Origin of the sequence: Paenibacillus vietnamensis, assembly GCF_020169515.1 — a bacterium.
Taxonomy (GTDB): domain Bacteria; phylum Bacillota; class Bacilli; order Paenibacillales; family Paenibacillaceae; genus Pristimantibacillus; species Pristimantibacillus vietnamensis.
Genome location: NZ_JAHMHW010000016.1, coordinates 49051 through 62518, shown reverse-complemented (window position 1 = coordinate 62518; position 13468 = coordinate 49051). Strand labels below are relative to the sequence as shown.

Sequence of the window (13468 nt, the reverse complement as noted above, 5' to 3'; positions counted from 1 at the left end):
TGGCTTCTGCTGGGCTTCGGCGCTATTTCAAGCCCGTCGTCGCGATGCCTTCCAGGAAATAACGCTGGAACGCCAGAAATACCGCCGTGATCGGCAGAAGCGACAGAGTCGACATCGCCAGCAAAGCGCCCCAGTCGGATGAGCCGGACGGATCGAACAGCGCGCGGATGCCGAGCTGAACGGTGAACAGCCTGATATCGCTCAAATAGATCATTTGGCTGAAGAAATCGTCCCATGTCCAAATAAAGGTGAAGATCGACGTCGTAATGAGCGCCGGCACCAGCAGCGGCAAAATCATCCGGAAATAAATCTGCTTTTGGCTGCAGCCGTCGATCGTCGCGCTCTCGTCCAGCTCCCGCGGAATGCCGCGGATAAATTGGACCATCAGCAGAATGAAGAAGGAATCCGTCGCCAGCCATTTCGGCAGAACAAGCGGGTAATACGTGTTGATCCACTGCAGCTCGTTGAAAATAACGTACTGCGGAACGAGGGTCACATGATAAGGAAGCATGATCGTAACCAGCATCAAAGCGAACCATATTTTGCTGAATTTGAAGGTCAGCCGCGCGAACGCGAAGGCGGCCAGCGAGCAGGTAATGACGTTGCCGAGCACGCTGAGGACCGAAATCGCAAACGAGTTGGCGAAAAACCGGCTGAAGCTGATGCCTTGAAAGCCCCGCCAGCCATTGACGTAATTGTCCAGCGTGAACGCGCTTGGCCAAAGGCCCGGCTCCGAGAAGATCAGCTGATTCGGCTTAAAGGAGCTGCTGACCAGCCACAGCACCGGATAAATCATGAGCAGGCCAAGCACAATGATCGGCACATGCTTGAACGCTTGTCCATATTTTGCGTGATTCACCATCGTTTACACCTACCTTCCGTCTTTATTATCGCCGTAGAACACCCAATATTTGGAGGTGACAAAGATCACGGCGGTAAGCACTCCGATAATAAGCAGCATGATCCAGGCAAGAGCGGAGGCATAACCCATATCGAAGAAGGAGAATCCCTTAAGATACAAATAAAGCGTATAAAACATCGTCGCGTCCAGCGGGCCGCCGCGCCCGTCCCCGATTACGAAAGCCGGCGTAAACGCCTGGAACGAATGAATGACGCTCATAATCAGGTTGAAGAAAATGACCGGAGAAAGCATCGGAAGCGTAATACTGAAAAATTGATTCCGCTTTCGGGCGCCATCCACCTCAGCCGCTTCGTACAGGTCAGCCGGAATTTGCTTCAAGCCGGCCAGGAAAATGACCATCGCAGACCCGAACTGCCACACCGACAGGGTGACGATCGTATGAACGATATAATCCGGATGCGAGATCCAGGAAGGGCCCTGGATACCGAACAAGGACAAGGCCTTGTTGACGACGCCGGTGCCGTCGAAAATTTGCCGCCATACGATCGCGATCGCCACGCTTCCGCCCAGAAGGGAAGGAATGTAGTAGATGGTCCGGTAGATGCCCAGAGCCCGGATCCCTTTATTCAGCGCAACGGCTACCAGCAGCGCAAACGCCAGCCTGAGCGGGACCGAGATGAACACGTATTTGAAGGTCAGCATGAGCGAGCCGCTGAACGTATCGTCCTGCGTAAAAATTTGCACGTAATTGTCCAGTCCGAGCCAGGTCGGCGGCGACAGCAGATTGTATTTGGTCAAGGACAAATAAAGCGAGCCCAGCATCGGGCCGGCCGTCAGGCAGAAAAATCCGATCAGCCACGGCAGCAGAAACAAATATGCGGTTGCATTCTGCTCTCGGGCCAAGGATTTGCGGGATGTTCCCATAGCGAATAAACCTCCTTATGATTGATGTGACCGTCTAAGATGTCGTACATCAATCATAAGCAGGTTACCTGAAGGAGAACATATCATTTCTTCGGGTGTTCGCTTTCATTTTTTCCAGATGGCTGCTGCCTGTAATCCGAAGGGGTAATCCCGTACATCCGCTTGAATTTCGAAGAGAAATAGCTGGCGTTCGAGAAGCCGGTAAGCTCGGAGATGTCCCATAAGCTGAGCGACGTGCCCTTCAACAGCCGGGTCGCATGCTCCATCCGCACCTCCGTCAAGTATTGAATAAACGTTTTGCCTACCTTGGCCTTAAACAGCTCCGAAAAATACGAGGGATTATAATTATACTTCTCGGCCAGCATCGTCAAGTTCAGATCGTACATGTAATTCTCGGCGATGAACTGCCGGGAGGACCGGATGACGGAATAGTCGGCGTCCTCCCCGCCGCCGCTAAGTTTGCCGTGAATCGTCTCGGCCAAGCGGAGCAGGTAGCCGGCGGCTTTCTCTACCGTATTCAGATTTAATGCCGTCTCCGGACGAATCCACAGCTGCTCGCCGCCTTCAAAACTTACCTTCGATTCTCGGGCCAGCGCCTCCAACATCAGATTAAATTCGAATATCGCCTTCACGAAACGGACTCGCGAGGACGCGAAGGCTTCTTCCAGCTCGCGCTCGATCGTCTTTGCCAGCTGCTGCATCTCGCCCCGCACAAGCAGCTTCCCGATAATGCTGGCGCTGTCCCCTGGCAGGAGCGGCGGCTCTTCCTCCGCGCGCTCCCCATGCCTGAGGCCGGCATCCGCGACATGCCAGGCAACCAGGGACGACATGCAGCCTTCCTTCCACTGCCTGAAGCCGATGACGGGCTGCCCAATGCTGATCGTGGGCTCGAAGCCGATATGCTCCTTCACGATATCCCGCAGCCGGCCGGCGAACTCGTCCGGACCGCCTTCCGTATCGCGAAAAGCTGCATGCATGAGCCCGGGAACGTTCGTATCGCGGAACGTTTGCGGCGAGCCCGGAAATTGCTCCGCCAGCTCGCGGCACATCATCTCGAAGGGCAGGCGGAACTGCTCCGGCGCCCGCTCCGGCTTCCGGTCGCTCTCCCGCAGGCCGGCCGTTACGAAGCTTACCTTCTGCTCGCCCCATTGCTCCAGTCCGAACAGCTTCGCGCGTTCGGCAAGCGTATCCTCCCGTTCCACCTCCCCCTTCGCCAGCTGGACGAGGAAATGCTCCTTCATCTCCTTGTAATACTGCGAAAGCCGCCACCTGATGCCTTCGGATTGCCGGTAGCTTTCGTATTCCTTGTCCAGCTCCAGCTTCACCTTCGTCAGCGCCTCCGTCAGCTCATCCCTTGCAACCGGCTTCAGCAAATAATTGCGCGCCTGATGGCGGACCGCCGCATGGGCATATCCGAAATCCTCGTAGCCGGTAATAACGATAAGCCGGATATCCGGGTACTGCTTGCGGCATTCCTCCAGAAAGGAAAGCCCGTCCATGACCGGCATATTCATGTCGGTGATTACGATATCGTACGCTTCCTCCTCGAGCCGCCGCATCGCTTCCGTGCCGTTTGCGGCTTCGCCTGCAATCCGCAGGCCGAGCTCCTCCCAATCAACCTTCAGCCGCAGCCCTTGGCGGATTTCCGGTTCGTCGTCCACGATCAATACTTTATACACGCTCCCGCTCCTCCCTTGCCGGCAGAACAAGCTCGATCAGCGTTCCGCCCCGTTCGCTTTGTTTGATCCGGAATTCATGCAAATCCCCGTAATAAAGCCTGCAGCGCGCCATGACATTAACGAGCCCGATTTGCCGGCTCCGGCTTGTCAGAACGTCATCCATCCTGGCGGCGGAGGACCTCTCGAGCAGCCTGCTCACCGCCTCGCTTCCGATCCCCGGACCGTTGTCGGCAATCCGGATGATGACGGACTCGTCCGCCCGCTGCACCGAAATATCCACATAAGCCTCCGGCTGGTGGAGAAAGCTGTATTTGACGGCGTTTTCGATGAGCGGCTGCAAGACGAATTTAATAATCGTGAGCCTCTCCAGCTGCCCTTCCCGGCGCAAATCGATATGGATCCGCTCTCCAAAACGAACCTGCAATATCGCGATATAATCCCTCACATACTTAAGCTCCTCTTCAAGAGAAACGAGATCGTCGCTCATCCTGAGGGAGAAACGCAGCATTTTGCCGAGCGATTCGATCACCTTAACCGTGTCGTCGGTTCTCTTCTGCATGGCAAGGCTGCTCATCAACTCCAGCGTGTTGAACAGAAAATGCGGGTTGATCTGCATAAGCAGCGCCTTGTATTCCGCCTGCTGGCGGAGCAGCTTCAGCTCGAATTCGGTTTTAATATGCCGCCTCAGCTGGCTGACCATGTTGCGGAACGTAAAGGTGACGAAGCCTACCTCGCTCTGCAGGCTGATCTGCGGCGGCAGGCGCATTTCGGCCTGGTTGAAATCGCCGCGCTGCACATGCCGCATCGCCGATACTAGGCGCGAAAGTGGCTTTGAAATGCCGTGCGAAAGCCAGATCGCCAGAAAAACCGACAGCACCAGCAGCACCGACGCAAAGGCGACGATGCTCTTGCGAAGCCGGAACAGCTCCGAGTACAGATCCTGCTCCGATACGAATCCGACGAGCATCCAGCCCGATCTCTGCAGCTTTTTGAACACGACGATATCGGTCGTCCCTTCATCGTTCCGGGAGTAGATAACGCCCTGCTTGCGCCGGTCGCCCCGTATTTGCTCCATCACCGGCAGGCTGCCCGCCCGGGCGTTGTATTCCGTCTGCGACAGCAGCGGCTCGCCCTCCTGGTCCAGCAGATAGATCGTCCCGCTCCGGCCGAGATGAATCCGGCTCAGCGGCTGGAGGAAATAATCGGAGCTCACGTTAACCTTCATGACGGTTTTCGCATGCGCCTGGTCAAAGCTGCCGACCGGCATCAGCATGCTGATCACGGACTTGGTATTGTTGTACGTTTCCTCGACCGGATCCTTGTGGCTGGCTAACCAATGGGCTCCCATCGCTTTGTAATCCCGGTACCAGCTTTCCTCCAGGAAAGCCGCATCCGTCACCACCCGGTTATCGCCGCTGATCCACATGCCGTTCTCCCGGTATAACGTGACGCGCGAGACGCTTGAATAGCTGTTCGCGGCCTGGGTCAGAAAGCCGCTGAGCTTGATGCTCGACAGCATCTTCTCCCCCGCGGGGAGCGCGGGATCGGATAAAGCTCTGTCCCAGCTCTTGGTCGTCTCGCTGTTGAATACCAGGGATGCAAGGTCGTAGATCTGAATCTGCACCATATCGACGTAAGAGCCGTACTCCTCCATTTTCTCCAGCGCCGAAGCTTCGATGTAGGAGCGGATGATCGCCCTGGATTCGTTGAACAGCACGATCGACATCGCTCCGAACGACAGCACGAATAAAAGAATAAAGGCGGTAATCAAGCGGCTTTTGAGCGAATAAAACATGGCTTGTCCCCACTTTCGAGCCTAACGGTCTTGTAAATTCTTATATTCTAACATAACCTGTCAAGCCTCAAAATTTACATACGTGGACACAGAAAGAGCCGCCGGGCATGCCCGGCGGCTCTAGTTAAGTATATGCTGACGCTGACGCTCAGCCCTGACAGGACAGCACGCCTTCGCTGCGCATGACGTTCCGCCATTTGCTGTAAAGCTCCCACGCAGCCCCGCTGTCGAGCAGGTCTTTGCAGGTATAAACGCCTTCTTCGATGGAATCGACCTTCGCCGCCAGCTGGAGTCTGGCAGCTCCGTTCAACAGCACCTGATTCGTGAACGCAAGATGGCCGCGGCCCTGAAGCACCGCTTCCGCGGCGCGCAGCTGTTCGGCCGGCGTCCAGGCCGCTTCGGGCACCTGCGTTTCCAGACCGTAAGCGTCGGGATCGATCACATGCAGCCTCGCTTCGCCGTTCTCCACGATATAAGTGCGCGACGGCCTGTCAATGTGCAGATCCTCCGAGCCGTCCGCTCCCTGCACGATAAGCGCTTTGCTGTATCCGAGATTTTGGGATAGCTTCGCCATCCTCTCAAATACCGTATTGTGATACACGCCGAACACCAAAAATGGAGAATGCCCGTAGTCGATCAGCTTCTCCGCGGTATTCAGCACCGTGCGCATGCCCAGTTCCTCGCGGATCGGGCGGAGCGCCTTCAGCGGAGGGCACCATTCTTCGGCAGGCACGTACAGCACGCCCGTTTCGGCCGCGGCGTTCACGATCTGCTCGCGTGACAGGAGATGAGGCGCAATGTCCGCCTCAAGCAGCAGATCATGCAGCGTTATGCCCCATTTCGGCGGCAGAGAGGCAGCCCCGTGCAGCGTAACCGGCAAACCTGCCGATGCGAGCAGAAACGAGGTCGGGAACGTGGCGATAAACGATTTGCTGCGTCCGTCGTACGGGCCCGCGCAGTCGAGTCCCCGATGGACCGGTGCGCGGTAGGCATGCTTGCGGCACACCTCCACGAACGCTTCAAGCTCCTCCACGCTCTCCATCTTGATCCGTTCGGCAATAAAAAAAGCACCGATCTGCGCCGGCGTCGCCTTCATTTCGAGTATGGACTCGGCTGCCAGCAGCGCTTCCTCATAGCTTAAGTCGCGAGCCCCGCGCTTGCCGCGGCCGACTTCCTTTAATAGGTTCGTTATCATCGCAAGGCCCCCTTATTTTTGCTCTTGAAGGATTTGGTACACCTTCACTATCGACGTTGCGACATCAACCATGCGCTTGCGCTCGTTCATGGCCTGCTTGCGCAGCACCTCATAGGCTTCGGCTTCGGAAATATTTTTGATTTTGCATAAAATGCCCTTGGCCATGTCGATCCACTTCCGCTCCTCGAGCCGCGCTTCCAGCTGCTTGCGCTCGTTCAGCCATTGCCGGCGCTCGAAGCATTGCTTGGATGCGAAATGCAGCGCCCAATGCAGCTCATGCTCGCTCATGGACGGCGTCAGAATCCCGTCGACCGGCACGTCATCGTCACAGAAGGAGGCGGACGAGGCGGCAGCCTCCGCGCTGCACCACCAGACGACCGGGGCCGTCTTCTGCTTGAGCAGCTTCTTGGCCAATGCTTTTACTTCATTTAATGGAGTATGAAAAATAACAGCGTCGGCACTCCCCATCTGCAGCTCTGCCGTCTTCTCATCCTTAGCGTAGAGAACCTGGTAACCGTAAGTCTTCAATATATACTGCGGCGTCTCTTCCTTTGAAAGCGGCTCCGGCCGAGGGCCCGCGTTTGCTGCTTTATCCGCCTGATGATCGACTACTAACATAGAACGCATGTAGAAGCGCCCCCTCCTATTCGACTTTTCGAAAAAAACACGACTCAAGCCGATACCTTTGTAACTATATATTACATAGAATAAATAAGATTGTCATTACCCAACTTTTTTCACCAAATATGATGTCAAGTATATTGACATGAGCTCAAATGGCATTGTATAGTTAGGATATTAATCATCATATATTCACGGATACAACGGTGTGTTCGTATGTAGCGGCAAAGAAGCCTGCTTTCGCGTTATGGAGGACGTATGTCCCCTTCGCGCGAGGCAGGCTTTATTTTTTTGCCGCAGACAGAGTTCGAGAGGAGAGAAACACAATGTCTACGACTAAGAAGCTTGTATTAATCGGTAACGGCATGGCAGGGGTACGGGCCATCGAGCATCTTCTTAAGCTTTCTCCCGATAGCTACGAAATTACGATCTTCGGCGCCGAGCCGCATCCTAACTATAACCGGATCATGCTGTCATCCGTTCTTGCGGGCGGCGCGGATATGCAGGAAATCGTGATCAACGACTGGAACTGGTACAAAGAGAACAACATTACGCTGCACGCCGGACACAAAGTAACGAAGATCGATACAGAACGCAAGAAAGTCATTTCCCATCTGGGCGTTGAGGCCGACTATGACGCCATTATTATCGCGACGGGCTCGAACCCGTTCATGCTTCCGCTCCCGGGCGCGGACAAGGAAGGCGTTATCGCTTTCCGCGATATTCACGATTGCGAGGTTATGATCGATGCCTCCAAGCAGTACAAGAAGGCGGTCGTCATCGGCGGCGGCTTGCTCGGTCTTGAAGCCGCAAGGGGCCTTCTGCACCTCGGTATGGAAGTGAACGTCGTCCACATTTTCAACAATTTGATGGAGCGCCAATTAGACGAGCCGGCAGCTAAGATGCTCCAGCGGGAGCTGGAAGCGCAAGGCATGCAGTTCCTTCTGCAGAAGAGCACCGTTTCGATCAAGGGCAAGAAACGCGCGACCGGGCTCGTATTCGCGGACGGCACCGAAGTCGACGGCGACCTGGTCGTCATGGCGGTTGGGATCAAACCTAACATCGAGCTGGCCAAAGCGACCGGCATCGAAGTGAACCGCGGCATCGTCGTCGACGACTTTATGCAAACGAGCATCCCCGGCATCTACGCGGTCGGCGAATGTGCGGAGCACCGCGGCATCGCTTACGGACTCGTTGCCCCGTTGTACGAGCAAGGCGCCGTGCTTGCCAAACATCTGGCAGACGTAGAGACGGAAGGCTACGCCGGATCGGTTACGTCCACGAAGCTGAAGGTTTCGGGCGTTGACGTGTTCTCGGCGGGACGGTTCGATGAAGCTCCGGGAACGCGTTCGCTGAAGATTCAGGACGATGTAGCCGGCACGTACAAGAAAATCGTCATTCAGGACGGCAAGCTGGTCGGGGCCGTACTCTTCGGGGATACGACGGACGGTTCGGAGCTGTTCGCCTCCATTAAGAAAGGCGAGTCCGTTGCCGGTCGCGAGAAGGAAATTCTGCTCGGCATCTCCTCCGACCTGCTTGGCCAGGGCGGCGGCAGCAGCCGCCTCGAATCGATGGCCGACGATGAAATTATTTGCGGCTGTAACGGCGTATCGAAAGGTACGATCGCGGATGCAATTTTGAATAAAGGCTGCAATACCGTCAGCGCGATCAAGAGCTGCACGAAAGCTTCCGGTTCATGCGGCGGCTGTAAGCCTCAAGTAGAAGGACTGCTTCATCTGTATGCCGGCGATGCGGTGGGTGAAGTGAAGGAAGGCATCTGCGGGTGCACAACGCTTGGAAGAGACGAGATCGTAGCGGAAATTCAAAGAATGAGGCTGATGAGCACCGCCGAAGTTATGAACGTTCTCGACTGGAAGAACCCTGAGGGCTGCTCGAAATGCCGTCCTGCCCTTAACTACTACCTCGGCATGCTTTATCCGGAGGAGTATGTGGACGAGAACGAATCGCGCATCACGAACGAGCGCTTCCACGCTAACATTCAGAAGGACGGCACGTTCTCCGTCGTTCCGCGTATTTACGGCGGAGTAACGTCTCCAGCCGAATTGAAGAAAATTGTTGAGGTTGCGGAGAAATTCCAGGTGCCTCTCGTTAAATTCACCGGCGGGCAGCGGCTCGATTTGCTCGGCGTTAAGAAAGAAGATCTTCCGAAGATGTGGGAAGAGCTCGATATGCCGTCCGGCCACGCCTACGGCAAGACGCTTAGAACGGTCAAAACGTGCGTAGGCAACACGTTCTGCCGCTTCGGCACCCAGGATTCCATGAGCATGGGCATCCGGATGGAGAAAGCGTTCGAGCGGCTTAACACGCCGGCCAAAGTGAAGCTTGCCGTATCCGGCTGCCCGCGCAACTGCGCGGAAGCGACGATCAAGGACTTCGGCGTCGTCGCCATCGACGGCGGCTGGGAGCTTCATGTTGCCGGCAACGGCGGCGTTAAGGTCCGCGCTACCGATCTGCTGTGCATCGTCAAAACCGAAGACGAGGTTATGGAATGGTCCTCCGCCTTCCTGCAGCTTTACCGCGAGCAGGCGCAATGGAACGAACGTACGGCGCAATGGGTGGAGCGCGTCGGACTCGATCACGTTAAGAAAGCTCTCGAGAAGCAGGAAGACCGACTTGCCCTTATGGAACGGATTCAGAAGACGCTCAGCCTGACGACCGATCCTTGGAAGCAAATCGTAGAAACCGACGAGCTGCGCAAAAATTTCGAGCAATTGAACGGCGTTCAGCCTGTTCAAATATAGGAGGGGCCAATCATGACAACAAAGCTGCTTGTAGCCAACCTATCCGACATTACAATAAAAGGCTCCCGCCGCATTAAAGTGAACGATCTTGAAATTGCGGTTTTCCGCTTGAGCGACGACAGTGTGCTGGCCGTGGAGAACAGCTGCCCGCATAAAGGCGGTACCCTCGCGGAGGGTATCGTCTGCGGCACGGCCGTCCACTGCCCGCTCCATGATTGGAAGATCGATCTTCGCACCGGACGCGTTCAGGAGCCGGATGAAGGCTGCGTGACGACGTTCGCAACCGAGGTCGACAAAGCCAGCGGCTCCATTTATATCACGATCTAGAAGACAGATATAGAAAGAACAACAGCGACTAGGACTGGATCATATATAGGATTTACATTGAAGTCACAATTAAACAGGTGGCCATGACCGCCGGAAGGAGCAGCCCATGAAAAAATCGGCGACAGGTACGGTATATATTGTCGGTGCAGGCCCGGGGGACCCGGAGCTCATTACGGTCAAAGCGATGCGCCGCATTCAGCTCGCCGATGTCATTCTGTACGACCGGCTTGTGAACGAGGAGCTGCTCAGCTATGCGAGGTCCGACGCGGAGCTCGTATACTGCGGCAAGGCGCCTGGCGCTCATGCAATGCCACAGCCTATTATCAACAAAACGTTAGTCGATTACGCTTTGCAAGGAAAACAGGTTGTCCGACTCAAGGGCGGCGACCCCTTCGTCTTCGGCAGAGGCGGCGAGGAGGCGCTTGAGCTTGCGGAATGGGGCATTCCCTACGAGATCGTACCGGGAATCACCTCCGCGATCGGCGCCGCGGCCGCTGCCGGCATTCCGGTTACGCATCGCGGCTACGCCGCATCCTTTGCCTGCGTGACCGGCCACCGCTGCCACGGGGACAATTCGCCGATCCGCTGGGATCTGCTTGCCCACGGTGTGGACACACTCGCTATTTATATGGGTGTCAGCCAGCTGCCGGCGATCCGCGAGGAGCTTCTGAAGCACGGCAAATCCGCTGCTACGCCGGTTGCCGTCATCGAACGCGGCACAACCGCGCGCCAGCGCACGATTGTCGGCACGCTTGCGGATATCCATTCGCTTGCGGTCACCATGAAGATCAGCAATCCGTCGCTTATTATTATAGGGGAAGTCGTACGTGTACGCGATCAGCTTATCCATGCCGAACAGCAGGCTCTCGCGATGATCGGCTGATCTCCTTTTGAAGTGAATATGGAATCATACAAAAAAATGAACCGGCAGGCTCTTGCCTGCTCGGTTCGTTTTTTTCTTGTTTACATTCTTAAAAAGCTATGCTATCTTATTTCTACAAATATAGAAATAACAACTGCTGAAAAAGGTGAATGCTCCATGGTAGAAGACAATACAGACCTTCGTCAAGCCGTCAAAGTATATAAAGCGTTAGGAGAGCCGACCAGGCTTAAAATCGCGATGCTGCTTTCAGCGCAGTCTACTTTGTGTTGCTCCGATATCGGATCCAAGCTGGAATCCGTTGCCGGCTCAACTCTCTCCCATCACTTGAAGCAGCTTACGGAAAGCGGTCTGCTTGAGCTCCGGAAGGACGGAACGTATATTTATTACAGCGTGAACCGCGAAATCGCGAAAAAGTACGCTCCTTATTTGCTGGAGTAATTTTTTTTAGGAACAATTTCTATATATTTAGAAATATAAAATCATGCAATGGAGAGAGGAGCTTTACAGGAATGTCGAACACGTGGAAAATTTATATGCTGGCCATCATCAGCTTTCTCGTCGGAACTTCCGAATTTATTATTGCAGGCATTTTGGATAAGGTTGCTGCGGACGTCGGCGTTTCCGTCTCTGCGGCAGGACAGCTGATCACCGTTTTTTCGCTGGCTTACGCGTTTGGTACGCCTGTACTCATGGCTTTGACCGCGCGGATGGAGAGACGCCGTCTGCTCCTCTACTCGCTTGGTCTATTCGCGATCGGCAACCTGATCGCCGTTGCTTTGCCCGGCTTTGCCTTTTTGATCTTATCCAGAATCGTTCTTGCACTTAGCACCGGCGTGTTCGTCGTTACCGCGCTGACGGTCGCATCCAAGCTGGCACCTCCCGGCAAACAGGGGAGCGCCATCGCTACGCTTGTTATGGGCTTCAGCACCTCGCTGATCATCGGCGTACCGATTGGCCGGGTTGCGGCTTCCGCCTACGATTGGCCGCTTATTTTCGGAGCTATTGGCCTGTTAGGGCTGCTCGCTATGCTCATCATCGTATTCGCCGTCCCTCAAACGGATGGCGAGGAGCCGATCCCGCTGCGCGATCAAGTTAAATTGCTCAAGCAGCCGAAAATTGCGGTCGCCTTGGCGATTACCTTCCTTTGGATCGGCGGTTACTCCATCGTGAACACGTACATTTCGCCTTTTCTGCGTACGGTAACGGAATTGAGCGAGCAAGGCGTCAGCGCAGCCCTGTTCGCCTTTGGCATCGCCAGTCTGATCGGTTCCAAAATCGGGGGCTTCAGCACCGATAAATGGGGCGTCCCCCGTACTTTAATCAGCGGCATGCTGTTCCATTCGATTGCTCTTGTTCTGCTCTCGCTGACCGGCCATTCCGCGGTTATTGTATTCCCGTTAATGATGCTTTGGGCGTTTACCGCGTGGTCATCCGGCCCTACTCAGCAATATTATTTGATGTCTCTCGCTCCGGGAGCTTCCGGCATCATGCTGAGCCTGAACAGCTCGGTGCTGCAGCTAGGCATGGCTGCCGGCGCAGGCCTCGGCGGCGTTGTCGCCGAGCAGGCATCGCTGAGCTCGATCGGCTGGATCGGAGCAACCGGAGTCATTCTGGCCGCGGCCACCGCCACGGCGTCGTTCGGCATCTCCCGCAAGCACGCTCTCCGCAAAGAGGCTGAAGTCAGAATTGTGGAGACAGGCGCGTAAGTGAATTGGCTATACCCGGGAAAGGACGCAATCCGTGCGAAGCCGCGGTTGCGTTCTTTTTTTGTTGAACTTAGTCATGATGTTTGCTCAGCATCAAAGTCAGCTGCTTGGCTAAAAATTGCGGCGTATAGGGCATATCGTTTCGAACCCAAGACACGATCGTGCCGATCAAGGCTGACGCGCCGTACCATATCGCAATATCCTTTTGAATGCCGGCATTTAAAATATAAGCTTGGTCGTTCTCCAGCCTGTACTTAACGGACTCCGACAACATTTTTAGCAAACGGTCCGTAAAAACCGGCGTCCGTCTCGATCCTAAAATCACTTTATAAAATTTAGCATGTTCTGCTATGTGTTCAAGCAAACTAACGATATCCCACGAAAACGTCTCTTCAACGGAATTTTGATGAATCGGCTTGCGGGTCAAGGCATTTTTAATGTCCTCAATCATCTCATCGGCCATTTTATCCATCATATCCGGGATATCGCGATAATGCAGATAAAAGGTTACCCGGTTGATGGTTGCGCGCTCCGAGATCCGGTTCACCGATATTTTCTCGATCTCCATTTCCTGCAATAAATCAATAAAAGCATCCTTCAGCAGCTGGCGAGTCCGAAGGATTCTCGGGTCGGTTCGAGGCTTGTCATGGTTCATGCGGGCAGTTCCTTTCCATTTTAATTTACATTTTCATCATTCTTGTCTTTTAAGTTTGA

12 protein-coding genes are annotated in these 13468 nt (G+C 54.9%); 5 read left to right on the top strand and 7 right to left on the bottom strand.

Annotated elements, in window-relative coordinates; translation table 11 throughout:
• Nucleotides 1-22 precede the first annotated feature (22 nt).
• The 6 genes from KP806_RS22130 to KP806_RS22105 form a co-directional block, all read right to left on the bottom strand.
• Nucleotides 23-862, bottom strand: a complete 840-nt coding sequence (locus KP806_RS22130) for a carbohydrate ABC transporter permease (RefSeq protein ID WP_224725928.1) — start codon at nucleotides 860-862, stop codon at nucleotides 23-25.
• 9 nt (nucleotides 863-871) lie between these two features.
• The gene (locus tag KP806_RS22125) at nucleotides 872-1786 is read right to left on the bottom strand and encodes a carbohydrate ABC transporter permease (protein WP_224725927.1); all 915 of its coding nucleotides are present in this window, start codon (nucleotides 1784-1786) and stop codon (nucleotides 872-874) included.
• Between the two features lie 83 nt (nucleotides 1787-1869).
• Nucleotides 1870-3465, bottom strand: a complete 1596-nt coding sequence (locus KP806_RS22120; RefSeq protein ID WP_224725926.1) for a response regulator transcription factor — start codon at nucleotides 3463-3465, stop codon at nucleotides 1870-1872.
• On the bottom strand, nucleotides 3458-5260 hold the full coding sequence (locus KP806_RS22115) for a sensor histidine kinase (protein WP_224725925.1): 1803 nt from the start codon (nucleotides 5258-5260) through the stop codon (nucleotides 3458-3460). The genes KP806_RS22120 and KP806_RS22115 overlap by 8 nt, the downstream gene beginning before the upstream one ends.
• Nucleotides 5261-5408: 148 nt before the next feature.
• On the bottom strand, nucleotides 5409-6455 hold the full coding sequence (locus KP806_RS22110; protein ID WP_224725924.1) for an anthranilate phosphoribosyltransferase: 1047 nt from the start codon (nucleotides 6453-6455) through the stop codon (nucleotides 5409-5411).
• Between the two features lie 12 nt (nucleotides 6456-6467).
• Nucleotides 6468-7082: an ANTAR domain-containing response regulator gene (locus tag KP806_RS22105; RefSeq protein WP_224725923.1), complete on the bottom strand. Its 615-nt coding sequence runs from the start codon at nucleotides 7080-7082 to the stop codon at nucleotides 6468-6470.
• A gap of 320 nt (nucleotides 7083-7402) precedes the next feature.
• Here KP806_RS22105 and nirB point away from each other — a divergent pair, with 320 nt between their 5' ends.
• From nirB to KP806_RS22080, 5 genes are all read left to right on the top strand, one after another.
• A complete protein-coding gene (gene nirB, locus KP806_RS22100) occupies nucleotides 7403-9838 on the top strand; it encodes a nitrite reductase large subunit NirB (protein ID WP_224725922.1) in 2436 nt (811 codons plus the stop codon).
• A gap of 12 nt (nucleotides 9839-9850) precedes the next feature.
• Nucleotides 9851-10165, top strand: a complete 315-nt coding sequence (gene nirD / locus KP806_RS22095; protein WP_224725921.1) for a nitrite reductase small subunit NirD — start codon at nucleotides 9851-9853, stop codon at nucleotides 10163-10165.
• Between the two features lie 106 nt (nucleotides 10166-10271).
• Nucleotides 10272-11048 carry a uroporphyrinogen-III C-methyltransferase gene (gene cobA / locus KP806_RS22090; protein ID WP_224725920.1) on the top strand — a complete coding sequence of 259 codons (777 nt, stop codon included), beginning with the start codon at nucleotides 10272-10274 and terminating at the stop codon, nucleotides 11046-11048.
• 156 nt (nucleotides 11049-11204) lie between these two features.
• A complete protein-coding gene (locus tag KP806_RS22085) occupies nucleotides 11205-11486 on the top strand; it encodes an ArsR/SmtB family transcription factor (RefSeq protein WP_224725919.1) in 282 nt (93 codons plus the stop codon).
• A gap of 71 nt (nucleotides 11487-11557) precedes the next feature.
• Entirely contained in the window at nucleotides 11558-12754 is a 1197-nt protein-coding gene (locus tag KP806_RS22080) for an MFS transporter (protein WP_224725918.1), read from the top strand.
• A 70-nt stretch (nucleotides 12755-12824) separates the two neighbouring features.
• Here the strand turns inward: KP806_RS22080 and KP806_RS22075 are convergent, their stop codons facing one another.
• Nucleotides 12825-13409 (bottom strand): TetR/AcrR family transcriptional regulator, encoded by a 585-nt coding sequence (locus tag KP806_RS22075; protein WP_224725917.1) that lies wholly within the window; start codon nucleotides 13407-13409, stop codon nucleotides 12825-12827.
• Nucleotides 13410-13468: the final 59 nt, after the last annotated feature.